Raw genomic sequence first — 25040 nt, 5'->3', positions numbered from 1 at the left:
GGCTTATTTCGACTCCTTTGCTTGGTAAAATTCGTATTGTTCCTTTAAAGTTTGCGGAAGTTCTTCGTACATCACGGAGATCAGATCCGTCACTTTCTGTTTAGGTGCGCTGTCCGCTTTCTTAATGGCAGCTTTAATATCTTCTTTCGCCTGTTCGATCGTTTCATTTTCCTGCTCTTCGCTCCACAGGTTTTTCTGTTCGAGGAACTTGCGGAAACGGACGAGCGGATCTTTTTTCGCCCATTCATTGTCAAGGTCTTCCGTACGATAACGCGTCGGGTCGTCCCCGCTCATCGTATGCGGGCCGAAACGGTAGCAGATCGTTTCAATCAGAGAAGGACCTTCTCCGGCGAGCGCCCGTTCGCGCGCGCGTTTTACCGCCGCATATACACTAAACGGGTCCATGCCGTCCACTACAATGCCCGGGATGCCTGCAGCCACCGCTTTTTGCGCCAGTGTTTTGGCCGCAGTTTGCACGGAACGCGGCGTTGAAATCGCGAACTGGTTGTTTTGAACAATAAAAACAGCTGGGGCTTTAAAAGCACCCGCAAAGTTGATGCCTTCGTAAAAGTCCCCTTGTGAACTGCCGCCGTCCCCTGTATATGTCACGGCAACGGCCTTTTTGCCGCGTTTTTTAATGCCGAGCGCAACGCCGGCAGTCTGCACATACTGAGCGCCGATAATGATTTGCGGCGGGAGAATGTTCAATTTTTCAATGCCCTTCATCCCGTCCACATGTCCACGCGACCATAAAAATGCCTGTTCAAGCGGAAGGCCATGCCAGATCAGCTGCGGCACATCGCGGTATCCCGGGAGAATGAAGTCCTCTTTTTCAAGTGCAAAATGGGAAGCAATTTGGGAAGCTTCCTGGCCGGCAGTCGGCGCGTAAAACCCGAGGCGGCCTTGGCGGTTCAAGGAAATGGACCGCTGATCAAGAATGCGCGTATACACCATTCTCCGCATCATTTCCTGAAGCTGTTCATCCGTTAAATCCGGCATGAGGGAATCGTTTACAATTTTCCCTTCTTCATTTAAGATTTGGACTGTTTCAAACTTTTCTTCAATATCATGAAGCGTCTTTACTTCATCAAGGTTTGTGCGTGAAGCCATCCCGTTCACCAATCCTTTCTTTATCCGCATATATGGATATACAATTTCGCCGATTTTAAAAAATGTGTGTTTACTGCAGAAACCGACAATTCTTTCAAGTAACCGCAATCATTTTTGGCCTGCCAAAAAAGCGCTGTATCAATAAAAAAGCGGATGTGACTAATACAACACTATATTCAACATATATAGCGTACATGAAAAATAAAAAAGCGTCAATTATAAACGCTTTTTCTATCCAATATTTTTCTAATATACCGAATCATTCTGTTTGGAAAAACTGTATCAATGTGTATTTAAATCTGTACTATAAAAGCGGAAACGTTGCTGGAGAAGGTTTTCAGGAAAACCGGTTCCGCCGGGCCCGGGCGTTGTTGCAAACGATTCCACTTTTTGCGGCAATTTTTCCCGGCCTGCCGGAAATTGTCATATTTTGGCGTGACGCTTCCGCCTTTTCCCTACATATAATAAAGGACAAGATGAGCCGCACGCCTTTACAATATCCAAATAAATATTACAATAGAAGTAGGGAGTTGATCCACAATGTTAAAAAAGCTGAGGAAGAAGCTTTTAAAACAGTGGAAAGATATGCTGCGCAAAAAGTTAATCGCCTGAACTTTTGAATCCCTCTTTTCCAGGAGGGATTATTCTTTTCTTTATGAAAAAAGGCCATGAAAAAGTTGTGATATGCGCCATGATTTATATATAATAGAAAAAGTTACAATTGAAAACGGAGCAAGGAGAGATTAATCATGATTTACAAAGTGTATTACCAGGAAAATCCTGAAGAAATTCCTGTCCGGGAAAACACGAAGACGTTCTATATTGAAGCCGGATCGGAAAGGGAAGTACGCCAAAAGTTGAAAGACCGCCGAATCAACATTGAATACATCCAGCTGCTTGAGGGAAAATATCTTGAATACGAAAAGCAGCAGGATAATTTTAAATTAACGGAGTAACTGTATGAAATTTGTTAAAAATGACCAGACAGCGGTTTTCGCTCTAGGCGGATTGGGCGAAATCGGAAAAAACACTTATGGCGTACAATTTCAAGATGAAATGATTTTAATTGATGCAGGCATCAAATTTCCCGAAGATGAACTGCTCGGAATCGACTATGTCATCCCGGATTACACCTACCTCGTGAAAAACGCGGACAAAATCAAGGGCCTGTTTATTACGCACGGGCATGAAGACCATATCGGCGGCATTCCGTATTTGCTGCGCCAGATCAATGTCCCGATTTACGGCGGTAAGCTTGCACTCGGCCTTATTCGGAACAAGCTGGAAGAGCACGGCCTTCTCCGGCAGACAAAGCTGATTGAAATCAAAGAAGACGATGTGATTAAATTCCGGAAAACATCTGTCGCATTTTTCCGGACGACACACAGCATCCCGGATTCTTACGGCATTGTCGTCAAAACGCCGCCGGGTAATATCGTGCACACTGGCGACTTCAAGTTTGACTTTACACCGGTGGGCGAGCCGGCTAACTTAACGAAAATGGCCGAAATCGGAAAAGAAGGCGTGCTTTGCCTTTTGTCCGACAGCACGAACAGCGAAGTGCCGCATTTTACGATGTCAGAACGGCGTGTTGGGGAAAGCATCCAGGATATTTTCCGAAAAGTGGACGGGCGGATTATTTTTGCCACGTTTGCCTCCAATATTCACCGCCTTCAGCAGGTGACGGAAGCGGCTGTTCTGACAGGGCGAAAAATTGCCGTGTTCGGGCGCAGCATGGAAGCGGCGATTGAAATTGGCCATGAGCTGGGCTATATTCGCGCCCCGAAAGATACGTTTATTGACACACAGCAATTGAACCGCCTGCCGGCCAACCGGGTGACCATTCTTTGCACCGGCACCCAGGGCGAACCGATGGCGGCGCTGTCCAGAATTGCAAACGGGACGCACCGGCAGATCCAGATCCAGCCCGGCGATACCGTCGTCTTTTCTTCCTCCCCGATTCCGGGCAATACGACGAGCATCAACCGGACGATTAATTTGCTGTACCGCGCCGGCGCCGACGTTATCAGCGGCTCGCTGAACAATGTGCACACATCAGGCCATGGCGGGCAGGAAGAACAGAAGCTGATGCTGCGGCTGATCAAACCGAAGTATTTTATGCCAATCCACGGTGAATACCGGATGCTCAGGATGCATGCCAAGCTTGCCAACGACTGTGGCGTCCCGGAAGAAAACTGCTTTATCATGGATAACGGGGAAGTGCTGGCGCTCGGTCATGACACCGCAGAAGTTGCTGGCAAAATCCCATCCGGCTCTGTCTATATTGACGGGAGCGGCATTGGCGATATCGGCAATATTGTTTTGCGCGACCGCCGCATCCTTTCTGAAGAAGGGCTCGTCATTGTCGTTGTGGCCATCAATATGAACGAGTTTAAAATTGCATCCGGCCCTGACATCATTTCAAGGGGTTTTGTGTACATGCGTGAATCCGGCGATTTGATTAACGAAGCGCAAACGATCATCACAAAGCACTTGAATAAAGTGATGGAACGGAAAACGACGCAATGGGCCGAAATCAAAAATGAAATTACGGATACGCTGGCGCCGTTTTTATACGAAAAAACGAAACGCCGGCCGATGATTATGCCGATTATTATGGAAGTTTAAAAAAGGGGCATTCTGCTAGGAAGCCGCCAGAAAGTCCAAAAGAAAACAAAAAACGGCGGGGCACCACCATTCAGCGTGTCCTGCTGTTTTTTTGCATCTTTAAAACACACTTTTTCAGCGCCTCCGTTATCGGGGTGCTTTTTTGTATGCCTGTTTGAAAGGCCCGGCATTTTGCAGGGGAAAATGCTTCCCGAATTTTTTCCTCCCGCCTGAAAAGAATTTTTTATTTTTTTGCAAAAAGTACTGTACAAAACAAATTTCAGGGTATATACTGTATTATAACAGAAGGATAAATGATTTGTTGTTATAAAACATACTTTTTGCCGCGACAGCCCGGGCCCGGCGTTGCGGCATCACCGATGGTTTTATAACAGCCGATATGATTCCAAACACGAAAAAGGAGATGGATGAAAAATGATGATGAGCCCAGTTGAATTTTTCAAAACATTGCCTGCGAAACAATGCCCTGAATGCGGCCAGCCGATTGAAGAACAAGCAGAATCGTACATGCTGGAATGCGACCATTGCCTTTCCAAAAAAGAGGAATAGTGCCGCAAAAAAAAAAAAAAGAAGGGGTGCCCCCCTTCTTTTTTACTGCAACGATAAAATATAGGATACCATCAAATCGGCAGCGGTCCTGAGCGCACGTTCATCCGGCGCAAATTTGGCATGATGCAGCCCGTATGGCGACCCGACCCCGAGCCAGAACATAAAGCCGGGGATTTCTTTCAGCATATAGCCGAAATCCTCCCCTGTCAAAGCTTCCTTGCATTCATGCAGGTGCGCTCCGCCGTAGCTTCGGACAAAATCCATAAAGCGGGCGGTCTCTTCCGGATGATTGAACACCTGGTAATAATTGCAGCCGTAATCAATTTCCGCCCGGCACTCAAAACCAGCCGAAAGCCCGCTTGTGATTGCTTCAATCCTGTGCTTCACTTTTTCCATGGCTTCGCTTGATAACGTGCGGATCGTCCCTTCAAGGCGCGCATGTTCCGCGATTGCATTTTGAACCGTGCCGCCAGTGATTTTCCCGATGGTCACCACTGCGCTGTCGAGCGGGTCGATATTGCGTGAGATAATGGACTGGAGCTGGGTCACCAGATGGGCCGCCGCCACCACCATATCCTTTGTATGCTGCGGATAGGCCGCATGCCCGCCCTTTCCTTCCAGGTCAATATACAGTTCAGATGTATTTGCAAACAGCAGCCCCTTTTTTACCGCCACCGTACCGGCCGGGTATTCCGGCGCAACGTGGAGCGCCATCACAAGGTCCGGCCGCCATTCATCGTGCAGCACTTCTTCCAGCATCGCTTTCGCCCCGCCAGGCCCTTCTTCTGCCGGCTGAAAAATAAAGATCAGATCATCCTTAACGGGCCGGCTTGCAAAATGCGATAAAATCCCGAGTGCAATCGTCATATGAAAATCGTGACCGCACGCATGCATGTTTCCTTCGTGTTCCGATTGAAACGGGAACCCTGTCTCTTCTTTGATCGGCAGGCCGTCTATATCCGTCCGGTAACCGATCTTTTTTTTGGGGCGGGTCCCCTTTACTTTTACAAGCACCCCGGTTTTCCATGTTTTCACTTCAAGATGGCCTTTCGGCAAACGCGAAATAAAATCAAGGATGTACCGCTGTGTTTTATGCTCCTGATATCCGAGCTCGGGAATCCGATGCAGATCCCGCCTGATGGCAATCAAATTCGTTTCCATATCCAGCCCTTCCTTTCCGGTATGGCAAAAAAGGCCGGGCACCGTTTTTTTGGCACCCGTCCTTCCGGCTTACAAATTTCTAAGATCTTTCATGATTTCGGTTTTGGATTTTGTTTTTTCGTCAATTTCTTTGATCACTTTTGCCGGAATGCCTGCAACAACGGTATGCGGCGGCACATCTTGCGTGACGACCGCACCGGCTGCCACAACCGCCCCTTTTCCGACGCGTACGCCTTCCAGGATCACAGCATTCGCTCCGATTAATACATCATCCTCAATGACAACCGGATTTGCAGAAGGCGGTTCAATGACCCCGGCAAGCACGGCGCCGGCTCCGATATGGCAGTTCTTCCCGACTGTTGCCCGGCCGCCTAAAACGGCGTTCATATCGATCATCGTGCCTTCTCCAATAACGGCACCAATATTGATCACGGCCCCCATCATAATGACGGCATTATTGCCGATTTCAACACGGTCACGGATCGTGACGCCAGGTTCAATACGGGCGTTGATTCCTTTTAAATCGAGAAGCGGAATGGCCGAGTTGCGGCGGTCATTTTCCACGACATAATCCGCGATTTTGCCACGGTTTGCTTCCAGCACGGCCGAAATCTCTTCCCATTCGCCAAAGATGACAGCCATGCCGCCGCCTGCGAAAACGCGGGCTGACTCACCGAAATCAAGGCCATCGACATTTCCCTTCACATATACTTTTACAGGTGTTGATTTTTTGCTGTTTGCTATGAATGAAATGATCTCATTTGCATCCATCATGTCCATATGTATGCCTCCTGACAGCTGATTCGCCGATAAATGTGATAGTTTGCGCATATGTTCATTTTAAAGGATATGGGGCTGTGCCGCAATAAATTCACGCACCACTTTTACAAAAGCGCGGACCTGCTTCAATTGAAACGCGGCGTCATAACCGAGGAGCCATGTGTCGCGTTTCAGCGGCTCCCCGCCTTCCCCTTCGAGCGGAATTTTGTGGAGATGGCGGATTTCCGCCCCGTCCAGCGTGATTGCAGGCAAAATCGCATAGCCAATACCATTAAAAACCATTTGCTTGCACGTTTCGATCTGGTCTACTACGATTGTTTGTTTCGGGGAAGTTTGAAACTCGCGGTGCCACCAGTCCATCATTTCCTGATAATAATTTGAATCGCTTTTAAACTGGATAAACGGCCGGTCGGCAGCCGGCAGCTTTTCAAGGGTGTCAATTTCCTGGTCCACGAGAAAGAGCGGGTCTTCAAACAAATGGATTTTCGTGCTTTTCCATTCATTCAAACCGCGGACAATGCCGATATGGACTTCATCTTCGTAAATGGACCGCAAAATTTCACTGCTCCAGCCCGTGACAAGCGAGATTTTTGCATCCGGATATTTTTCAACGAATGTTTTCAGCACTTTCGGCAGCCAGTTTTGGCCGACGATCGTGGCGCAGGCGATTTTTAATGTCCCGTGCACTTTTGAGTCGAGCGTGCGGATGGCTTCCCGCACATTTTCTTCCTTTTCGAGCATTTCATTGGCGAGCTGGATGACCAGTTCCCCCTCAGGCGTTATGATCAGCCCTTTTTGCGTGCGGAGAAACAATTGCGCCCCCCACTGCCTTTCAACCGACTGCAGCCTTTGCGACAAGGCGGGCTGCGATACAAACAGGCGTTCAGCTGCCTTCCGCATATTTAACTCCTGTGCTAAAACAGACAGTAACTGGCACTCCGAAAAATTCATGTTAACCCCAATCCGTTTTCTTTGGTTTATGGAAAAACGGACCGCGCAGCCATTTGCGCGGTGCCGCCGCTAAAAATGATTCAATTTATGAATATGATGGTTCAATTCCTTCAGAAGCGAGCGCCTTGTAAAAATGCCAGCAAAAAATCCTTCATCGTCTTCGACACATAAAAAATTGTGGTCAACAAGCCAGCGCAACGCTTTTTCAAAATTGTCATGCACATTTAGCCGCGGAATGTCCGCCTTCATGACCTGTTCCACCTTAATCTCGCCCAGTTTTTCAAATTCAATCCGTTCCAGCCCCAAAATGGAATCGGTGATCATCGCGGAACTGATCAGGCCGTGCAGCCGGTAGCTGGCGTCCAAAACCGGAACAGCGGCATACCCGCTTTTCGTCAGCACGAGCAAAGCATGTTCCAGGCTGTTCCCAACCTGCACATGGGCCACTTTTTCAGACGGGATCATAAAATCCATGATTTTCGGTTCAAGAAATTCCTGGCTCTGCAATGAAATCATCTTGCAAAAATCTCCTTTTCTTCCGTATTTTCAGGTACAAAACCTTCAAGAGGAGATGCTTATTTCGTTTGCCGTTGATGCATGATGGATCACTACTATTTTATCATAAACAGGGCTTGATTGACGAAAGAAAAACGCCCGGCTTTATGCCGGGCGAAAAAATTTTTTAACTGTCAGAGCCTTCCTGGACGATATCAAAAATTTCGATGGCGGCAATATCCAGGTCGTCAAACTGGTACTTGCTGGCGTGTTTCTGCCCGTCGAATACTTCCAGTTCAAACGTTCCGGTTTGTGGAAAAAATTTCACCTGGCAGAGCGCCTTGCCGTTCACTTCAAAACGCCGTTGCTGGACTTCCCCTGTATCTTTTGCTTCCTGCATCGCCTGCAGCCTTTGGATAATACCTAATAATTGAGACATAATGGACTCCTTTCGACGAACGTGAGTGCCGGTTTTGAATGACGGCATTCACCCTTTTATTCACACAAATGATAACCTGTCCCATTCGAATTTTACAGTAAAACCTTCGCTTAGAAAAGGGAGCGGCGGCAAATTTTTTCATTTTGTGCCGTTTCTGTCCTTATTTTATCCGAAATCGGGGAAGACCTTGTACCATTTTTTCGATTTGTCCCGCAGAAAAACCCCCTGCTTTAAAAGAAGCCGCTGAAAAGGCCAAAAGAAAACATAAAAACGGCGAGACACCGCCATTTAGTGCCTCACCGTTTCTTGAATACTTTTCCAGTGCCCTGCATTTAAAGCAGCGGGCCCGGCGCGAACAAATCGGGCAAAACAGCTTTCGGCACGGCTATTCTGACCGTCACAAGCGGATTTACAATCTGGCTGATTTCAAGGGAGCATGTGGCGCTCAAAAGCCTGTAGGCATCATTAAACCCGAGCCCGAATGCAGCCCGGAACCTGTTTGCAGCCGCCCGCATCCCTTTTTTCGCCGCCGCTTCCAGGGTTTCTGCCGATGAAATCAAAAACCATGTCTGGCTGGTTTCAACGGCCGGCATGCCGATGGCGGGAGCGCCGGCCAGTTTCGTGCATTGCAGGGTGACTTTACCGCCAATTTCCACGCCTGAACCATCCAGTTCCCCGTCCCCCATTGCGGCGTGAAGATCGCCGAGCGCAAGCAGGGCGCCGTCATGGAAAACGGGGAGGTATAATTTCGACCCCGCCGTGATCCATCTCGTATCCATATTGCCGCCATGGTCTCCGGGTATTTCACAAAGCACCGCGCCTTTTTCTGGGGCAACGCCGATGACGCCGATCATCGGGGCAGCCGGAAATTGAAGGCGGCTGTTAAACTGGATGTTACCGTCCTTTACGCGGATGATGCGCGTATCGGTTTCTTTTACCTCTTCGCCGAGTGCCCCCATCCCGGGGTAAAGCACCATGACACCGGCTTCATCCAGCTCAATATTTTGAATGCCGACACAAAGGATGTCGCCTTTTTTCACGCCTTCGATCTCAATCGGGCCGGTCGCCGGGTTTATAAATGGAATGTCCACTTCCGTCCTGAGCTGGCTTTCCGAGGTGATTTTTCCGCCGTAGCAATCAAACGTCTCCACGGCAAACGTTTCGTCCAGCCGGACTTTGTAAGCCGGCTTGTTTTCCGCTGAAAAATGGGTAATAAAATGTTCTTTTTTTAGTTGCTGCATAATCCGCTCCTTTCGCGGCCGTTTAAAAAGGATGCTGATTCAGCCACTGGCCGCCGTCCATTGTAATCACTTCTCCATTGATATAGGCAGCATGGGACGAGAACAGGAAAAAAGCAAGTTCGGCAATTTCTTCCGGCGTTCCGAGCCGTCCGAGCGGGACACTGTCTAATGTCCTTTTTGCCGCTTCTTCCGACTCCCACAGCTTGCCCGCACCGCCTGTTCTTTCAATCGGGCCGGGCGCGATCGCATTCACGCGGATGCCGTATTTTTTGCCCCATTCCACCGCAAGCGTACGTGTTAAGGATAACACACCCGCTTTTGCCGCTGCTGAATGGGCAACGCCAGCTCCTGCCCCCCAGGCATAAGTCGCGACCATATTGAGGATGCTCCCTTTGATCTTTTTTTCTATCCAGTAGTTTCCAACTGCGCGGGAACAATAGAATGTCCCGTTTAAAACAATATTGATGACCGCATTCCAGCCGTTTACCGATAATTTTTCCGCCGGGCAGATAAAGTTTCCTGCGGCATTGTTGACAAGAAAATCAATGTGCCCGAATTTTTTGTCTGTCTCTTCCACCATTCTCTCTACATCTTCCGGCTTCCGGACGTCCATTTGCACCGTGAAGATATCGGAATGGTAACGGAGCAATTCCGCTTTTGTAGCCCTTAATTTTTCTTCATCTCTTCCTGTAATGACAACTTTTGCTTCCGACTGCGCAAATTTAGCCGCCATTGCCTTCCCCATTCCGCTTGAACCGCCTGTTACGATGACAACTTTTTCTTTCATTAACCTTCTCCCCTTTCATGAATGATCAGCCATTCATTTTATATAAAAAAATTCAACGGCTTCGGCAAACTGCCGGATACCGTCGCAAACTATCCCGGCGCCCCGGCCAAGGTGCTTCCATGGCGTATGAACCTAAGAATCTTTTTTTAATTTTAATAAGGACTCATGCAGCTTCGTTAATGCCCGGATGATCGTTTTCTTGCGGTTATAGCCTTTTACCACAACCGTCAGGCCGTTATATTCCGCAAACGCCTGCCCCCAGGCACTGTCACGCAAAAATCCGAAAACGTAAATTTTAATATATCCAGCCTCAGCCGGGATAAAAATCATGTCCATTCTTTCGCTCATTTTGAACGCTCCTTCCGTGTCCAAAAATGCGGCCCGGATTCCGGCTGGCACCGAAAACGATAGAAAGAGCCGTCTTGGTGAAGTACTTTTTTCTATACTATACCATACCATACAATGTACCATTAGTCAGGGGAAAAGAAAATACGTTTTGACAATTTAACCGGACGGATTTTACACAAACAGCTGCATTTCCACTTCTTCGGCGGGGACAGGCCGGCTGAAGAAATATCCTTGCGCTTTCTGGCAGCAGGCCGATTGCAAAAACTTCACCTGCCCTTGTTCCTCCACCCCTTCCGCGACGACTTCAAGCCCGAGCTGGTGGGCGAGATGGATGATCGTTCTTGTAATGGCCGCGTCTTTTTGGCTGTTTTCCAGTTCCCGGACAAAAGACTGGTCAATTTTTAAACGCCGGCCCATTTTCCACTTTCAAAACACTGACCGTCTCGGAAAGCTTGGAAAGAAAATCCCGGCTGAAAAAAATATCAATTGGCAGTTCCTGGAGTTTCTTTGTTTGTCCTTCAGCTTTCGAATTGTCCATAATATCATCCTTTTTCTCATCAAGAAAATGCTTGCTGATGCTGAAAATTCAGGTAAAAAGTATATTTCTATTTTACAGGGAAATGTACGAAAAGCATAGTTGAAATACAAAAAAACGGGGCGGAAAGTGCGGGCGGGAAATCCGGGCCCGTTCCTTTCCGCCTGGCCGGCCATCCATTTGCCGGGTCCCGCCAATCCCGGTTTTTGTTTTTTTCCGTCGGAAGCGATCCGCCCGTCGCTCCTTGTTGCCTCTTTTTTACTTCTGATTTGCGATAAAGGGCCACCAATTTGCTTTGCCAAGCATTTTTACAAGCACTGGCACAAACAAAGGCAGCATGATCAAAGCATAAAACAGAAGACCAGTAAGTGTAAGGGTGGCAATTTGCAGCAACGATAAAACGCCGGACGGCATCATTGCCGCAAAAGTGCCGGAAAGAATGACTTCTGCGGAAAGAATAACGGTTCCCATCTTTTTCATCGCAAGCAAAATTGCTTCTTTTGCAGGCAAATGCTGGTATTCATTGAACCTTTCCATTAAAAAGATGGAGTAGTCGGTGCCAAGCGCGATTAAAATGACAAAACCGAAGAACGGCACCGCCCAGCTGATACCCGGGTAGCCAAGCAGATGGACAAAAATGGCCTCCGTCAAACCGGCGGATGCAAAATAAGTGATAAGAAGGGATGCCAGCAGATAGAGCGACATGACGATTGACCGTAAGAAAATCATCAGCACGGCAGCCACCCCGATCAGCATAAAAGTGACAGTACGCGCGTAATCCGCTTTTGACATCTTATCCAAATCGCGATTGATGCTTGACACGCCGCCGATCCCGATATGGGCATTTTCCAATTTTGTCCCCTTTACAGCGTCTTTTAACGCCCGGTTGATATGGCCAATATCCGCCATTGCCCTGTTGGAATACGGGTTTTCAGTTAATATCAGATGAAAAGTCACCATTTTTCCGTCTTTCGAAATATAATGGCCCAGCGCTTTCTGATAATCCGCATTTGAAAGCAGGGCATCCGGAATATAAATGCCGGACTGTTCCATACTTGTTTCATCCGCCAAATCATTCAGATAAGAACCGGCATCGTACAACCCGGATTCGATTTTCCCGAGTCCTGCCGCGCTTTTATCAAGGCCGGCGGAAAGCTCATTCATATGGGTTCCGAACGTACTGAGGCCGGTTTTCAGCTGTGCCTGGCCGTCCGTGATCCCCTGAATCCCTTTTTGCAGCGCCGGGATTTTCCGGATCACTTCGTTCTGGCCTGCTGCAGTCTGGTTCAAACCGGTTTCAAGCTGATCAAGCCCGTTGATGATCGGCGTAAACCCGTCAGCAAAGCGGCCAAGCCCGGCGGAAATAGCTGAAAGTTTTGCGTCCACGCTTTCCAAAGTTGCTGTGACGGTGTCAATCTGGCGGTACAGGCTAGCAATTGTATCATTGCCATTGCCGGTGCCGAGCCCGAGCTCATTCATCGCCTGCTGCACTTTTTGGAATTGCGGGTCGTGCGCCGCTTCCGGATTGTCTTTTAAAAACGCCCGGTAAGCCGCTTGCAGGGAGCCAATCTGCTCCGGAACATCAGCTGGCAACTGGTCCGTTTGGCTGATAAACTGGCGGATGCCGGACTGGACGAGCTGGTATTTTTCATACAGCTGGTTAAAGCCGGACTGCAGTTCCCTTGCCTGCTGCTGGGCGTTTTTTACCCCGCTTTTCAGTTCGTCCGCGCCCGCGGAACCGTTCCGGATGCCTTCTTCAATCCGGCTGAGCGAGTTTGACAAATTCCCCATGCCGGCTGAGATTTTTTCGGAACCGGCCTCCAGCTCCCCGATCCCGTCGGTTGCTTCTTTAAACTTTGATTTGGCGTTTTCCAGAGAACCGGATGCTCCCGTTAATCCTGATTTGATTTTCTGAATGCCGTTATGGCTTTTTTCCAGCCCTTCGCCCAATGTTTTGGCTTGGTTTTTGACATAAATTTCTTTCATCACCGAACCGTCCGGCCTTGTCGCGCTTTGAACTTGTGCAACATGCGGGACTTTATCCAGATCCGCGCTGATTTTCTCGATTAAAGCGAGATAGTCTTTTGATTTGACAGACTCGTCATTTTCGAGGACGACTTCGGTCGGCATCGCTTTCCCGGCGCCGAAACTTTCGGCAATGATGTTGAACGCTTTTACGGAATCGTAGTTGTCCCCGAGTTCATCAAGTGTATTGAAAGACAGCTTGCCGTTATAGCTGATCAATAGCGGAACCATGATCACCGCCACAATCGCAAGGGAAAGAAACGGCCTTGCCAGCGCAAAAAGGCCGGCCCGTTCCCAAATTTTGCTTTCATGGTGGGAAATGTCCCCGCGCACAGGCCAGAACAGCCCTTTCTTTAACACAGCCATAAAAAACGGCACAATTGAAAACAAGGCAAGCAGCAAAACGGCTACCCCGACCGCAACGGCGGAAGCGGATTGGTACAGTTTAAAACTGGCAAGCCCGATCGAGGCAAAACCGATCAGAACGGCAATACCGCTGAACAGCACCGTTTTCCCGGCCGAACGGTAAGTCGCAAGAATGGCCGCAACTGTTTCTTTGCCATCCGCCAGTTCTTCCTTAAAGCGGCTGAGCAGCAAAATACAATAATCCGTGCCAATCCCGAACAAAACGGCAACGAGAAAAATTTGCGTAAAATTTGAAACCGGAAAATCCAGCTTGTCGACGAGTATCGCAACGATAAACTGGCTGACAAGATAAGAAAGCCCGACCGTTAAAAGCGGAATGAGCGGCGCGACGATTGAACGGTACACCAGCACAAGGACGGCCAGGATGAATACAATCGTAATCGCTTCTGTTCTTTTCAAGCCCGCCTGCGAGCTGTCCGTGACATCCTCATTGATCAGCCTGTTGCCGGTCATCATCACCTCGACGCCCGGCGTTTTTACCGCTTTCTGCAAAGCCGCGCGCACTGTTTTAAAAGACTTTCCGCCCGGATCCACGCTGGCAATGGCCATCACCGTTTTTCCGTCTTTGGAGACAAGCTCACTTTTAAGGGCCGGCTCGTGAAAATGAGTTGTCAGCCCCATAATCGCATATTGTTTTTTATTTTTTTCAAGCCGTTCAAGCGTGCCCCGGATACGCCCCATCTCATGGCCGGATATTTTCACCCGGTCATGGAACACGATGATGACGCTTGTACCGTGGTTTTCTGTCTGCTGGTGCCGGCTTTTGATTTCAGCCGCCCGTTGCGAGGCATAGCCTTCCGGAACCTTAATCTGGCCTTTTTCCCTGACTAATGGTTCCATTGCCGGCGCTTTCCATGCCAATAAAATGCTGATCATTGCCCATACTAAAACAACAATCCATTTCAACTGCACCAATCGCTTCATGAACTGGTTTCCTCCCAAGCTTGTGATCGCATAACTCTTGGACCATTATAAAACAAACGGCCGCAGAAGTATGTAAAAAAATGGGCATTTTTATGTTGCTTTCTTTCCAAAATAAACGAAAAGTAGTATAATTGACTAAAAAGTAACATGATTAAAAACGAAAGGAGTTCTCTATTTGAATTCGCATAAACCTGCTCCATTACAACCTACAATCGAAAACCTCTCTTATGCTGTATTCACGGTCAATCGCCATGCGAAAACCGCAACCAACCCAAAATTTCTTTACCTGTTAAAGAAAAAAGCGCTCGAAAAAATGATCCGGGAAGGGAAAGCGCTGAAAGTCGGGCTCCACTTTTCCGAGCATCCGAAGTACAGCCAGCAGCAGTCTGATGTGCTTGTAAAGTGCGGTGATTATACGTTTCATATTCCGCCGTCAAAAGACGATTTTAAAAACCTCCCCCATCTCGGCTACCTGGACCATAAAACAAGGAACCCGAAATGCCGCATGCCTTTAAGCCAGGCAAAGCAACTGCTTGAACGGTATACCGGGCTCACGGAAAAACAGCAGCATCCGGTGCAGCCCCGCACCGGCAGGAAAAATTGCAAACCGGTTTTCAAAAAACTGGGCGACTCCTTTTTCTAAAGGATGGCCGCAACAAGTGCAAGCCAAATAATGGAAAAGCCCCAAACCGGGTAAAAACCCCGCCCGAGATGAATAATGATACGCAACCAAACAGGAAAGCCCTCCGCGATTGGCCGGGGGCTTTTCTGCGTTACAGCACTTTTTCGTCCATCGCAAGGATCAGCTGGTTGATTTCAGGCTTGCTGATTTGGGCATCGGCGCCGACCATTTCCCCTTTATGCCTCAAGGCATCCGTGATCAGCGATGAGAAAATGATCACCGGTAGCACTTTTAAGGCAGGGTCTTCTTTTATTTTTTTCGTTAAATGGTGCCCGTCCATTTGCGGCATTTCAATATCCGTAATCACAAGCTGGACTTCATCCTTTATCTCTTTTCCGCTTTCTGCAATCCCGGATAAATATTCGTATGCATCTTTCCCGTTTTCAAAAAACGCAATTTGTTCATACCCGGCTTCAAGCAGCGTATCGCGGAGCAATTCCCTGAGCAGGCCGGAATCTTCCGCAATCACAATCCGTTTATTGTTCCGCTCCCGCTTTCCAAGCTTTTTGACTTCTTCCACCCGGATCGTTGCTTCCGGGTTGATTTCCGCAATCATTTTTTCAAAATCAAGCAGTAAAATCATCGTGTCTTCTTTCTTTACTACGCCGATCACCTGTGTATCGGTGCCTGCATACATCCCGGACGGTTTTTCAATTTGATCCCAGGAAAACCGGTGGATTTTTGAAACATTGTCCACATGAAAGACAATTTTTTGCTGGTTGAACTCCGTCACGATAAATTTGTCATCCTCGCCCGTTTCCGGCGGATGCCCAAGTACTTTGCGCAAATTGACAACCGGCAGTATTTCCCCGCGCAGCTGGATAATCCCTTCAATATTTGGATGGGCGTGCGGAATGGTGGTGACCGCAGCCGGCATGATAATTTCCTTCACTTTAATGACATTGATGCCGTAATGATTTTGTGCGACAGAAAATTCTACAATCTCAACTTCATTTGTGCCGCTTTCCAGTAAAATATCGTGCTCCAGACTCATCATTTTTTGCCCCCTCGTTCTAAAACATATGAAAATCCGGCGCGGAGCATTTTTGCAGACTGCCCGGTTTTCAATATTTGCCCACATGAATTATATCGGCAGATGGACCGGAATTTTTCACCTGAAAAAGGGCAAACGGAAAAGATTGCTTTTTCACAAATGTGCAAGCGTGGTAAGATTAAGAAGAACAGGACATACATATTTGATGAAAAGCAATCCGTTAAAGGGGAGGAAACCGGTTTTGGAACATTTACTGAACCCGCATGTACAGGAGATTGAAATATCCGGCATCCGCAAGTTTTCAAACATGGTTGCCGGAATCGAAGACATGGTCTCATTTACAATCGGCCAGCCCGATTTTAAAACGCCGGAACATGTCAAGCAAGCAGGGATCCGTGCCATTGAAGAAAACAGGACAACCTATACCCACAATGCCGGCGACCTTGCTTTGCGCAAGGCTGCAGCACAATTTGTCAAAACGAAATACAACCTGTCTTATAAACCGGAAACGGAAGTCATAGTCACAATCGGCGCCAGCGAGGCGATCGATATTACGCTCAGAACCGTATTGACGCCCGGTTCCGAAGTTATCCTCCCCGGGCCTGTTTACCCGGGGTATGAACCAGCCATCCGCCTGTGCGGAGCCGTTCCGGTGCATGTAGACACAAGGGCAAACCGGTTTAAGCTAACCGCAGATCTCATCCGCCAGGCTATTACAGCCAACACGAAATGCATCATTTTGCCGTACCCTTCCAATCCGACCGGGGTGACGCTCGAAAAGGCGGAATTGCAGGAAATCGCAGACCTGATCCGCGGCCGTGATATTTTTATTCTTGCCGATGAAATTTACAGCGAGTTAACGTACAATCTGCAGCACGCCTCGATCGCTTCGTTTTTGCCGGAGCAGACCATTGTCATTAACGGCGTCTCAAAGTCCCACTCGATGACCGGCTGGCGGATCGGCTTCGTGTTTGCGCCGGAATGGCTCACAAAGCATGTTTTAAAAGTCCACCAGTATAATGTGTCGTGCGCACCTTCCATTTCCCAGATGGCGGCGCTTGAAGCGCTGACAGCCGGCATCGATGACGCACACGCCATGAAAAAGGAATATGAAAAACGGAGAGACTATGTATGCAAGAGGCTGGATGAGATCGGCATCGGGTATGTGAAACCGGACGGGGCTTTTTACGTATTCGCGAAGGTGCCGGAAGCGTTGAAGCGGTCCTCTTTCGATTTTGCGGTCGATCTGGCAAAACAGCAAAAAGTCGCGGTTGTCCCAGGCAGCGCTTTTTCAAAGTACGGCGAAGGCTGGTTCCGGATGTCCTACGCATGCAGCATGGATCAGCTCGAAAAAGGGCTTGCGCGCATGGAAAAGTTTGTTGCAAACCTATCCTGAAACGATGCGCCGGCTGATTCTCATTTTTCCCGCTGGTGCCGCATTCAAGCGCAATGGGCATCATACTAAAAATGAAATATATTTTCATTCCTTTGCTGGCGCCGCGTTCGCCTAAGGAATAGAAGCCTGCGTTAAACCATACTGGCTTCCCGCCCGCATAAAACTAAAACAGCCCGCCGGCATATGCCGGCGGGCAAACTTTACTTGGACCAATATTTAATCAATGCTTGCGTGCCGCTGTTTTCTTCACCCTTTGCGGCCAGTTCTTCATATAATTTTTTACTGAGTGCAAGCCCCGGCAGGTCGAGCCCCATTTTTTCCGCTTCATGAAGGGCGATTTTCATGTCTTTAATAAAATGCTTGATAAAAAAGCCCGGGGAATAATCGCCCGCAAGCATGCGCGGAACAAGATTGGACATTGACCAGCTCCCGGCTGCCCCGGCGCTGATAGATTTGAGCACTTTTTCCGGATCGAGTCCTGCTTTTTTCGCATACACAACCGACTCTGTCACGCCGATCATATTGGAGGCAATGGCGATCTGGTTGCACATTTTGGTATGCTGGCCGGATCCCGGGCCGCCCTGCAGTACGATATTTTCCCCGAGTACGGAAAAAACCGGTTTTACTTCTTCAAATACCGATTCGTCGCCGCCTACCATAATCGTCAAATTGCCTTTTTGCGCCCCGATATCGCCGCCGGAAACCGGTGCATCAAGCGCCTTCACTTGTTTCGCTTTAGCCGCTTCATCAATCTTTTTGGCAAGGGTCGGCGTGGAAGTGGTCATATCGATCAGGATCGTTCCTTCTTTCGCCGCGCCAAGCAGCCCGTTTTCCCCGAAATACACTTCTTCCACATCGTGCGGATAGCCGACCATCGTAATGACGATATCTGATTTTGCAGCCGTTTCCGCCGGCGTGCTGCACCATTCGGCTCCTGTTTTGAGAAGTGGCTCCGCTTTTTCTTTTGTCCGGTTATAGACAAAAAGCGGATATCCTGCATTCCGCAAATTTTGCGCCATGCTCCGGCCCATTACGCCTAGCCCGATAAATCCGATCTTTTTCATCCTGGGTCCCCCTTTTTCGCAAATAAACAAAAAAGCCTGCATCACAGCAGGCCAAAAGCAAACATGGGGGTACAAGGATGAAAACAATCTTTCCTCTATTTTATACCCCGCATGATCTGCTTTAAACCTGGCAAATTAAATCGATTTGACTTTTCCGCCGTCGATCAGGAAGCTGCTTCCGGTAACGTAGGAATTGGCTTCTGAAGCCAGAAACGCAACAAACCTCCCGAATTCGTCCGGTTCGCCGTATCTGCCGAGCGGAATCGACTCCAGTTCCTTTGCCTGGACTTCTTCCATCGATTTTCCGGTTTTCTCCGCTGTTACTTTGTCAAGATGGACGATCCGGTCCGTTGCAATTCTGCCCGGGCCGACCGTATTCACAAGGATTTGGTACGGGGCAAATTCTTCCGCCAGCGTTTTCGAAAGTCCCACAATGCCCGTCCGGAACGTATTCGACAAAATCAGCCCCGGGATCGGCTCCTTAATGGATGAAGAGGCAATGTTGATAATCCGGCCGCCGTTTTTCTTTAAAAGCGGCAATGCTTCCCTGATGATGCGTATGTACGAAAGCAGATTCAGTTCGAATGATTTTTGCCAGTCTTCATCCGCCATATCTTCAAAACTTCCGGCCGGCGGTCCCCCTGCATTGTTGACCAGTATATCCAGCCTGCCGAATGTATCCCGTGCTTTTTGCACCATGGCGCGGATATCTTCCGGATGGGTAATATCTGCCCGGATATACGCCACTTTCCCGGTGCCGCAAGCGGATAATTCTTCTTTTGCCGCCTGCAGTTTTTCTTCATTCCGGCTTGTAATGAGGACATCTGCGCCTTCCATTACAAGTTGTTTGGCCACCGCTTTCCCGAGCCCCTGGCTGGAAGCGGCAACAAGGGCGGCTTTTCCTTTCAACCCTAAATCCATTCAAAATCCCTCCCCGAAATCTTATGTTCACAAAATCCTGTCTTCATTATAAACGATTTTTCCCCATCCATACACGATAAAGCTTCAAACCGGCTTCCCCACCATTTTTCCGTTAAAAATGGATATCCGGCATTTTGATGTGCGGTCCGCCAAAGCCCAATTCAAAAAAAGCCGAATGGCAAAAGCCACTCGGCAAAAATAGGGGGAAAAATGAGAAAGAAACGATATACATCCGGTATTGTAACAATACTGGATACCAATACTACCCTTAATGCTGGGATGGTTTATATATACCCGCTTCCTTCGCACCTAAACCTGTTTTCGAAAAAATTTTTTATGCTTTTGAAAGAACTTTTTTCACGTGTTCCTTTACTTCTTCATTCGTTGTGAAGTTCAAAACGTCTTCTGCAAGTTTTTCCATATCCACCTTATTCAGGTTCCTGATTTGAGAACGGGCCCTTAAAATCGAAGAAGCGCTCATTGAAAATTCATCGAGGCCGAGGCCGAGCAGAATCGGAATGGCGATTTCGTCTCCGGCCATTTCGCCGCACATGCCGGCCCATTTGCCTTCTTTGTGCGCCGCATCAATGACGCGTTTCACAAGGCGCAATATGGCCGGGTTATACGGCTGGTACAAATACGAAATATGTTCGTTCATACGGTCTGCAGCCATCGTGTACTGGATCAGATCGTTTGTGCCGACACTGAAGAAATCGACTTCTTTTGCAAACAAATCAGCCATTACGGCAGTGGAAGGAATTTCAACCATAATGCCGACTTCGATATGATCTGCAACCTGCACGCCTTCCTGGATAAGCTTTTCTTTTTCTTCCAAAAGAATCGCTTTTGCTTTTCGGAATTCATCCAGATTGGAAATCATCGGGAACATAATTTTCAGGTTGCCGTATGCGCTCGCGCGGAGCAACGCACGCAGCTGGGTGCGGAAAATATCCTGTCTGTCCAGGCACAAGCGGATCGCACGGAAGCCGAGGAACGGGTTCATTTCTTCCGGAAGCGGCAAGTAAGGCAGTTTTTTGTCGCCGCCGATATCAAGCGTACGGACCACAACCGGCTTGCCTTTTAAGCCTTCAAGCACCGCTTTATAGGCTTCAAACTGCACTTCTTCTGACGGAAGCTCGTCCCTGCCCATATAGAGGAACTCTGTACGGTACAGGCCGACGCCTTCCCCGCCGTTCCGGATCACGCCGTCGAGATCGTTCGGGGTGCCGATATTGGCAACCAGTTCAACCGTATGGCCGTCTTTCGAAACGGATTTTTCATTGACCAGCTTCGCCCATTCGGCTTTTTGCCGTTCAAACTGTTCCTGCTTTTGTTTGTATTCATCGACAATTTCAGGTGTCGGATTGACATAGACATCGCCGCTGTTGCCGTCCACGATGACAAGGTCGCCATTTTGGATATCCTGGATCGCCGTTTTCGTCCCGACGACTGCCGGAATTTCCAAAGAACGCGCCATAATCGCAGAGTGGGACGTACGCCCACCGACATTTGTTGCAAACCCTTTTACATACTGGCGGTTCAACTGCGCCGTATCAGAAGGGGTCAAGTCTTCAGCAATGACAATGACTTCTTCCGAGATCATGCTCGGATTCGGAATTTCCACCTTCAGCAGATGGGCCAGAATCCGTTTTGTCACGTCGCGGATATCCGCCGCACGTTCGCGCATATATTCGTTATCCATTTGTTCGAACATGGTCACGAACATATCAGCAACTTCTTTCAATGCGTATTCCGCATTGACCTGGTCATCCCTGATTTTATCCTGGACCGGCATCAACAGTTCCGGATCTTCCAAAACGAGCAAATGGGCATCAAAGATCGCTGCTTTGTCCGCCCCCAGCGCCTTCATTGCATGCTCCCTGATCGCCTGCAGTTCAGACTTGGATTCAGACACAGCAGCATTAAAGCGTTTCATTTCATCTGAAACATTCTGGACAGGCCTTTTTTCAAAAGACAAATCCGGTTCTACCAGACGATATGCTTTTGCGATGGCAATCCCGTTGGATGCTGCTATACCTTTTAAAATGGTTGACATTATTCGCCCAGACCCTCTTTTTTCATTAATTCAGCTAAAGCGTTCAATGCATCTTGTGCATCGTTGCCTTCTGCAGAAATGGTAATGTCGGCGCCTTTGCCGATTCCAAGGGACATAACCCCCATGATCGATTTCAGGTTCACTTTCTTATCCTTATACTGCAATTGGATATCTGAATCGAATTTGCTTGCCGTTTGTACGAGCAATGTAGCAGGACGTGCGTGGATTCCTGTATCTGCTGTTACTTTAAATTGTTTTTCAGCCATGGGTAGAACGACTCCTTTTCTATAATATAGTTCTAAAAATAATGCACTGTACATTTTTCGTCAATATTTATCAACCATCTTCATACAAATGACAAATTTTGCAAACGGGGGTTGAAAAAAACCGCAGCGATGCCGGGTACCTGCAAACACCGTTCATCCCCGGTTATTCAGCAGGCTGCTCCCTCAAAGTCCGCGCGGCCCATCCGTGCCAAAAACACGCCTCGCCCGAAACCGGGAACACGCATGTCCCCGGCCGGAGCAAAAAATGACAAATATTGCACAGTGCGGGAAAAACAAAATCCCCGTAATAGAATAACATGCCTTTCCAAATAAAACAATCATCAGAGTTGACTTCATTTTGCTTAAAAATGCACAAAATTATGCATGCCCCGGTCAGATTTCCGGCTCGTCCAAATAAATATAGCGGACATTCCCGCCGCGCAAGGCAATGCCCTTAAAATGTTTAAAGTCTTCCTCGGCAATAAGCACTTTCCGGAAGTCCATAAAATCTTCACGGCTGACGAATAATTCTTCGATTTCCCTGTTGCGAAGCCGGTTGATTTCCTGTCTGATTTCTTCTTCCGACATACGACCACCCCACCCGGTATTGTACCACATTCTTCCTGCCGCCTACTTGTTTGCTTTCGCGATTTTTTAAAACCGGCCCGATTTGTATTTTTCTGTTCCTTTCGCCTTGAATTTTTCATAAAAATAGTGCAAACTGGTTACAATACTTTCTTACGGGAGGACCGCAATGAAAAAAGCACAAATTGGTGACATTATTGAATTTAAAGACGGGCTTCAAGGAATTGTCGAAAAGGTGAACGAGAACTCGGTCATCGTGGATTTAACCTATATGGAAAACTATCAGGAACTGGAGCTTGATGAAAAAACAGTGGTCAATCATAAAAACTATCAGGTTATCCATTCGGCTTTACATTAATTCAAACGCTTACCGCGCAGTAAAAAACCGGCACATGCCGGTTTTTTACTGCCGTTTCTATGATTGTGAATTTTTTAACATTATTTTCCCGGATCCCTTTTTCCCTATTTCTCTGCTAAAATATTCAATGTATTTTTGTTTGACCCAATGCCGCGAAGGCCGGACTGCGGGGCCGGATCTCTTTTTTTGGCCCTTCCCGGTTTTTTTGCCGGCGGTTTGCGAACTTAAGAAAGGAGCGCATTGGCGGTGGCAAAAAACATGGTGGATACAAAGCTTCTCGGAAGTATCTTAATCGCCCACCTTCTGCTATATATTACGTTTCGGGATACCTCCGTTTTTTGGTATTTATATTCCGGCGCAATGCTGTTTTTGATCAGTTACACGGTTTTTCTTGGAAAATCAGAAAAACACGAAAAGCTTCCGTACCTTCAATTGCTGTTGTATGGCATCTTTTCGGGTTTTCTCCTCTATATTATTTTCAGAATTGGCAATACAGTACTCGGTTTTTTGCCGGGCGGGCTTGACAATGAAGTCGCCCGCGCATACAGGCGCTTTTCGCCCGAAACTTTCTGGCATTACTTAGCACTTGTCCTGATCCTCATTCCCGGGGAAGAAATTTTTTGGCGTTCGTTTGTTCAGGCCCGGCTCATGAAAAGGATGGAAGCAAAATATGCCATTTTGATTTCCGCCGTATTGAACGCATCCGTTTATTTTTACTGCGGATTAAAAATCATGATCATTGCCGCTTTTGCCGGTTCGATTTTCTGGGGGCTGCTGTATGCAAAGAAACGGAGCCTGCCCGCGCAAATTTTGTCGCACCTTACCTTTGATTTGCTGCTTGTCGTCTTCCTGCCGATTTTTTAAGCATGGGGACGGCTTTTTTTCGGCATTTGCCCGCCACAAATGCATAACAACCGCGCAAAGCTGTTTTGAATGCCTTACCGGTCACCCCCGGATCGTCTTTATTCCGAGTGCCATCATAAAAACAAGGCTGAAATAGCCGAACAGGGGATATAAAACCGATAATAGCGGGCCGTAATGCAAGCTGCTGATCAGCAGAATGGCGGAAAAAATCAACCCGTACAGCAAACCGCTTTTCATCGGCATATATTTTTGCATTTGCCGCTCAAGCCCGTAGGCATCGCCGATAATAGAAGTGAAAATTTCCCCGAAAATCAGCAGAACATAAATAAAGTAAATGCCCGGAAAACTCGCTTTCACAATATGCGCCATCGGAATCTCCACTTTGGCAACGTCTGGCAGCGTAACCAGTGACAAATGGCTGGAAATCAGGATGAGCGTTAAAAACACCCCGCCCAGTATCCCGCCTGCACGGACGACTTCCTTATCTTTCACTTCCGCCGCAACCGGGACAAGCACCGCCTGCGCGAGCGCCAAATTCAAAGCCGCATAGGAAAGGGCACGGAGAAGGGCACGGGGCATATCAACACTTTCCGGCCGGGCCATAAGCGCCTGAATAAATCCGGGTGACTGGACGGACTGCGACAAAAGGAGAAAATTAAACAAAAGCATCAAAGGCACGACAAACGTGTTGACGCCAAGCAGCCCCTTGATGCCAAAGCACATGACAAAAAAGGCGAGCAGCACCGTCAATAAAATCCCTGTCCCCCTGCCAACACGGAGCTGTTCCTCGAAAACAGCACCCGCACCGGACAGCATGACGCCACAGACCCCGAATAGCATGGCCATCATCATCACATTCACGAAACCGGCCGCTTTTTTGCCAAATAAATACCGGTTTAAGGTTTCATAGGAATCCGCATGTAAATCGATCGCTTTTTCCATCATTTTTGTGCCAAAGAAAATAAATAAAAACCCTGAAAGGCAGATGGCAAGCAATCCATACAGCCCAAACTGTGTAAAAAAAACGGTAATTTCTTTCCCTGTTGCAAACCCTGCCCCGATCACCGTTCCAATATATACGGCTGCGATTTGGACAGCAAAGCCCCACTTATTCAACGCCTGCACCCCTTTAAGAAAAAATAAGACAACCTGCCGTCTCCGTTACTATCCTATGTCCCGCTTTCTTAAAATAGCCCGGCCGGTTCATTTCCGCCGCTAAAAAATTGGTCAAAAAAAGTCAAAAAAACCCTTTACAAACAAAAAAAGTTGTCGTATACTATAGGCAAAGGTCAAAGATAGTCAATTATAAGATGGTGCCATTGGCCGATAGCGCAAATGACAAATGCAGATCTTTTGATTTTCGGGCCGCGCAGTTGTATCATGATATTAGAAAGGTCAAAAATAGTCAAAAGGTGACTCGCAGATGCCGTTTCCTATTTTCAGCACAAGACAAAT

General features: G+C 48.0%; 26 protein-coding genes and 1 pseudogene. 8 read left to right on the top strand and 19 right to left on the bottom strand.

What is annotated here, in order from left to right; translation table 11 throughout:
- Positions 1-3 precede the first annotated feature (3 nt).
- Positions 4-1110: a pyruvate dehydrogenase (acetyl-transferring) E1 component subunit alpha gene (pdhA, locus tag NST20_RS05065; protein WP_014095614.1), complete on the bottom strand. Its 1107-nt coding sequence runs from the start codon at positions 1108-1110 to the stop codon at positions 4-6.
- Between the two features lie 194 nt (positions 1111-1304).
- On the opposite strand from pdhA, the gene NST20_RS05060 reads away from it, so the two are divergent.
- From NST20_RS05060 to yhfH, 4 genes are all read left to right on the top strand, one after another.
- A complete protein-coding gene (locus tag NST20_RS05060) occupies positions 1305-1730 on the top strand; it encodes a hypothetical protein (RefSeq protein ID WP_342400204.1) in 426 nt (141 codons plus the stop codon).
- Positions 1731-1859: 129 nt separating this feature from the next.
- A complete protein-coding gene (locus NST20_RS05055) occupies positions 1860-2066 on the top strand; it encodes a DNA-directed RNA polymerase subunit epsilon (RefSeq protein WP_019721914.1) in 207 nt (68 codons plus the stop codon).
- Positions 2067-2070: 4 nt separating this feature from the next.
- Entirely contained in the window at positions 2071-3738 is a 1668-nt protein-coding gene (rnjA, locus tag NST20_RS05050; RefSeq protein ID WP_342400203.1) for a ribonuclease J1, read from the top strand.
- A gap of 414 nt (positions 3739-4152) precedes the next feature.
- Complete coding sequence (yhfH, locus tag NST20_RS05045) at positions 4153-4287, top strand: protein YhfH (protein WP_013858915.1); 135 nt, start codon at positions 4153-4155, stop codon at positions 4285-4287.
- Positions 4288-4329: 42 nt separating this feature from the next.
- Here yhfH and NST20_RS05040 read toward each other — a convergent pair whose 3' ends face one another.
- From NST20_RS05040 to NST20_RS04990, 11 genes and pseudogenes are all read right to left on the bottom strand, one after another.
- Entirely contained in the window at positions 4330-5448 is a 1119-nt protein-coding gene (locus NST20_RS05040; protein ID WP_342400202.1) for an N-acetyldiaminopimelate deacetylase, read from the bottom strand.
- A 69-nt stretch (positions 5449-5517) separates the two neighbouring features.
- Positions 5518-6228, bottom strand: a complete 711-nt coding sequence (gene dapD, locus NST20_RS05035; RefSeq protein WP_013858913.1) for a 2,3,4,5-tetrahydropyridine-2,6-dicarboxylate N-acetyltransferase — start codon at positions 6226-6228, stop codon at positions 5518-5520.
- 60 nt (positions 6229-6288) lie between these two features.
- On the bottom strand, positions 6289-7179 hold the full coding sequence (locus tag NST20_RS05030; protein WP_080565270.1) for a LysR family transcriptional regulator: 891 nt from the start codon (positions 7177-7179) through the stop codon (positions 6289-6291).
- Between the two features lie 69 nt (positions 7180-7248).
- A complete protein-coding gene (gene cbpB / locus NST20_RS05025; protein WP_013858911.1) occupies positions 7249-7695 on the bottom strand; it encodes a cyclic-di-AMP-binding protein CbpB in 447 nt (148 codons plus the stop codon).
- A gap of 166 nt (positions 7696-7861) precedes the next feature.
- The gene (locus tag NST20_RS05020) at positions 7862-8113 is read right to left on the bottom strand and encodes a YkuJ family protein (protein WP_013858910.1); all 252 of its coding nucleotides are present in this window, start codon (positions 8111-8113) and stop codon (positions 7862-7864) included.
- A 332-nt stretch (positions 8114-8445) separates the two neighbouring features.
- Entirely contained in the window at positions 8446-9354 is a 909-nt protein-coding gene (locus tag NST20_RS05015) for an acetamidase/formamidase family protein (RefSeq protein WP_342400201.1), read from the bottom strand.
- Positions 9355-9376: 22 nt separating this feature from the next.
- A complete protein-coding gene (gene fadH, locus NST20_RS05010; RefSeq protein ID WP_342400200.1) occupies positions 9377-10141 on the bottom strand; it encodes a 2,4-dienoyl-CoA reductase in 765 nt (254 codons plus the stop codon).
- A 132-nt stretch (positions 10142-10273) separates the two neighbouring features.
- A complete protein-coding gene (locus NST20_RS05005) occupies positions 10274-10489 on the bottom strand; it encodes a hypothetical protein (protein ID WP_013858905.1) in 216 nt (71 codons plus the stop codon).
- A 171-nt stretch (positions 10490-10660) separates the two neighbouring features.
- Positions 10661-10894 (bottom strand): annotated as a pseudogene (locus NST20_RS05000) (EAL domain-containing protein); the annotation flags it as partial.
- Entirely contained in the window at positions 10884-11027 is a 144-nt protein-coding gene (locus tag NST20_RS04995) for a hypothetical protein (RefSeq protein WP_342400199.1), read from the bottom strand. The gene NST20_RS04995 and the pseudogene NST20_RS05000, both read right to left, overlap by 11 nt.
- Positions 11028-11282: 255 nt before the next feature.
- Positions 11283-14399 (bottom strand): MMPL family transporter, encoded by a 3117-nt coding sequence (locus NST20_RS04990; protein WP_342400198.1) that lies wholly within the window; start codon positions 14397-14399, stop codon positions 11283-11285.
- Positions 14400-14574: 175 nt separating this feature from the next.
- Between NST20_RS04990 and NST20_RS04985 the strand changes: the two genes are divergently transcribed.
- Positions 14575-15042, top strand: a complete 468-nt coding sequence (locus NST20_RS04985) for a YkyB family protein (RefSeq protein WP_342400197.1) — start codon at positions 14575-14577, stop codon at positions 15040-15042.
- Between the two features lie 130 nt (positions 15043-15172).
- Here the strand turns inward: NST20_RS04985 and NST20_RS04980 are convergent, their stop codons facing one another.
- On the bottom strand, positions 15173-16078 hold the full coding sequence (locus tag NST20_RS04980) for a chemotaxis protein (protein WP_118498782.1): 906 nt from the start codon (positions 16076-16078) through the stop codon (positions 15173-15175).
- Between the two features lie 238 nt (positions 16079-16316).
- Between NST20_RS04980 and NST20_RS04975 the strand changes: the two genes are divergently transcribed.
- Positions 16317-17471, top strand: a complete 1155-nt coding sequence (locus NST20_RS04975) for an aminotransferase A (RefSeq protein WP_014095626.1) — start codon at positions 16317-16319, stop codon at positions 17469-17471.
- 200 nt (positions 17472-17671) lie between these two features.
- Here NST20_RS04975 and NST20_RS04970 read toward each other — a convergent pair whose 3' ends face one another.
- The 5 genes from NST20_RS04970 to NST20_RS04950 all read right to left on the bottom strand — a co-directional run bounded on the left by NST20_RS04970 (position 17672) and on the right by NST20_RS04950 (position 22366).
- On the bottom strand, positions 17672-18535 hold the full coding sequence (locus tag NST20_RS04970) for an NAD(P)-dependent oxidoreductase (protein ID WP_342400196.1): 864 nt from the start codon (positions 18533-18535) through the stop codon (positions 17672-17674).
- Positions 18536-18670: 135 nt separating this feature from the next.
- Positions 18671-19456: an SDR family oxidoreductase gene (locus NST20_RS04965; RefSeq protein WP_017552489.1), complete on the bottom strand. Its 786-nt coding sequence runs from the start codon at positions 19454-19456 to the stop codon at positions 18671-18673.
- A gap of 334 nt (positions 19457-19790) precedes the next feature.
- Entirely contained in the window at positions 19791-21512 is a 1722-nt protein-coding gene (gene ptsP, locus NST20_RS04960; protein WP_342400195.1) for a phosphoenolpyruvate--protein phosphotransferase, read from the bottom strand.
- Positions 21512-21778 (bottom strand): phosphocarrier protein HPr, encoded by a 267-nt coding sequence (locus tag NST20_RS04955; protein WP_013858895.1) that lies wholly within the window; start codon positions 21776-21778, stop codon positions 21512-21514. The genes ptsP and NST20_RS04955 overlap by 1 nt, the downstream gene beginning before the upstream one ends.
- A gap of 393 nt (positions 21779-22171) precedes the next feature.
- Entirely contained in the window at positions 22172-22366 is a 195-nt protein-coding gene (locus NST20_RS04950; protein WP_026104678.1) for a hypothetical protein, read from the bottom strand.
- 166 nt (positions 22367-22532) lie between these two features.
- Between NST20_RS04950 and NST20_RS04945 the strand changes: the two genes are divergently transcribed.
- Both NST20_RS04945 and NST20_RS04940 read left to right on the top strand, forming a co-directional pair.
- Positions 22533-22721, top strand: coding sequence for a DUF2187 family protein (locus NST20_RS04945; RefSeq protein ID WP_014095631.1), 189 nt, complete (start codon positions 22533-22535; stop codon positions 22719-22721).
- A gap of 246 nt (positions 22722-22967) precedes the next feature.
- Positions 22968-23585: a type II CAAX endopeptidase family protein gene (locus tag NST20_RS04940; RefSeq protein ID WP_342400194.1), complete on the top strand. Its 618-nt coding sequence runs from the start codon at positions 22968-22970 to the stop codon at positions 23583-23585.
- An 81-nt stretch (positions 23586-23666) separates the two neighbouring features.
- Here NST20_RS04940 and NST20_RS04935 read toward each other — a convergent pair whose 3' ends face one another.
- Complete coding sequence (locus NST20_RS04935; protein WP_029141704.1) at positions 23667-24701, bottom strand: membrane protein; 1035 nt, start codon at positions 24699-24701, stop codon at positions 23667-23669.
- Positions 24702-25040: the final 339 nt, after the last annotated feature.

Source organism: Weizmannia sp. FSL W8-0676, from assembly GCF_038593015.1.
Taxonomy (GTDB): Bacteria; Bacillota; Bacilli; order Bacillales; family Bacillaceae_C; genus Weizmannia; species Weizmannia coagulans.
Note: the sequence above shows the minus strand (reverse complement) of the source record. Positions and strands in the feature narration are given on the sequence as shown.

What these genes read in the sequence shown, in the direction of transcription:
- yhfH (WP_013858915.1), top strand. Translation starts at nt 4,153, where the DNA reads ATGATGATGAGCCCAGTTGAATTTTTCAAAACATTGCCTGCGAAACAA.
- dapD (WP_013858913.1), bottom strand. Translation starts at nt 6,228, where the DNA reads ATGGACATGATGGATGCAAATGAGATCATTTCATTCATAGCAAACAGC.
- NST20_RS04995 (WP_342400199.1), bottom strand. Translation starts at nt 11,027, where the DNA reads ATGGACAATTCGAAAGCTGAAGGACAAACAAAGAAACTCCAGGAACTG.
- NST20_RS05020 (WP_013858910.1), bottom strand. Translation starts at nt 8,113, where the DNA reads ATGTCTCAATTATTAGGTATTATCCAAAGGCTGCAGGCGATGCAGGAA.
- NST20_RS04990 (WP_342400198.1), bottom strand. Translation starts at nt 14,399, where the DNA reads ATGAAGCGATTGGTGCAGTTGAAATGGATTGTTGTTTTAGTATGGGCA.
- NST20_RS04965 (WP_017552489.1), bottom strand. Translation starts at nt 19,456, where the DNA reads ATGGATTTAGGGTTGAAAGGAAAAGCCGCCCTTGTTGCCGCTTCCAGC.
- pdhA (WP_014095614.1), bottom strand. Translation starts at nt 1,110, where the DNA reads ATGGCTTCACGCACAAACCTTGATGAAGTAAAGACGCTTCATGATATT.
- cbpB (WP_013858911.1), bottom strand. Translation starts at nt 7,695, where the DNA reads ATGATTTCATTGCAGAGCCAGGAATTTCTTGAACCGAAAATCATGGAT.
- rnjA (WP_342400203.1), top strand. Translation starts at nt 2,071, where the DNA reads ATGAAATTTGTTAAAAATGACCAGACAGCGGTTTTCGCTCTAGGCGGA.
- NST20_RS04980 (WP_118498782.1), bottom strand. Translation starts at nt 16,078, where the DNA reads ATGATGAGTCTGGAGCACGATATTTTACTGGAAAGCGGCACAAATGAA.
- NST20_RS05015 (WP_342400201.1), bottom strand. Translation starts at nt 9,354, where the DNA reads ATGCAGCAACTAAAAAAAGAACATTTTATTACCCATTTTTCAGCGGAA.
- ptsP (WP_342400195.1), bottom strand. Translation starts at nt 21,512, where the DNA reads ATGTCAACCATTTTAAAAGGTATAGCAGCATCCAACGGGATTGCCATC.
- fadH (WP_342400200.1), bottom strand. Translation starts at nt 10,141, where the DNA reads ATGAAAGAAAAAGTTGTCATCGTAACAGGCGGTTCAAGCGGAATGGGG.
- NST20_RS05055 (WP_019721914.1), top strand. Translation starts at nt 1,860, where the DNA reads ATGATTTACAAAGTGTATTACCAGGAAAATCCTGAAGAAATTCCTGTC.
- NST20_RS05040 (WP_342400202.1), bottom strand. Translation starts at nt 5,448, where the DNA reads ATGGAAACGAATTTGATTGCCATCAGGCGGGATCTGCATCGGATTCCC.
- NST20_RS04955 (WP_013858895.1), bottom strand. Translation starts at nt 21,778, where the DNA reads ATGGCTGAAAAACAATTTAAAGTAACAGCAGATACAGGAATCCACGCA.
- NST20_RS04950 (WP_026104678.1), bottom strand. Translation starts at nt 22,366, where the DNA reads ATGTCGGAAGAAGAAATCAGACAGGAAATCAACCGGCTTCGCAACAGG.
- NST20_RS05060 (WP_342400204.1), top strand. Translation starts at nt 1,305, where the DNA reads ATGAAAAATAAAAAAGCGTCAATTATAAACGCTTTTTCTATCCAATAT.
- NST20_RS05030 (WP_080565270.1), bottom strand. Translation starts at nt 7,179, where the DNA reads ATGAATTTTTCGGAGTGCCAGTTACTGTCTGTTTTAGCACAGGAGTTA.
- NST20_RS04945 (WP_014095631.1), top strand. Translation starts at nt 22,533, where the DNA reads ATGAAAAAAGCACAAATTGGTGACATTATTGAATTTAAAGACGGGCTT.
- NST20_RS04970 (WP_342400196.1), bottom strand. Translation starts at nt 18,535, where the DNA reads ATGAAAAAGATCGGATTTATCGGGCTAGGCGTAATGGGCCGGAGCATG.
- NST20_RS05005 (WP_013858905.1), bottom strand. Translation starts at nt 10,489, where the DNA reads ATGAGCGAAAGAATGGACATGATTTTTATCCCGGCTGAGGCTGGATAT.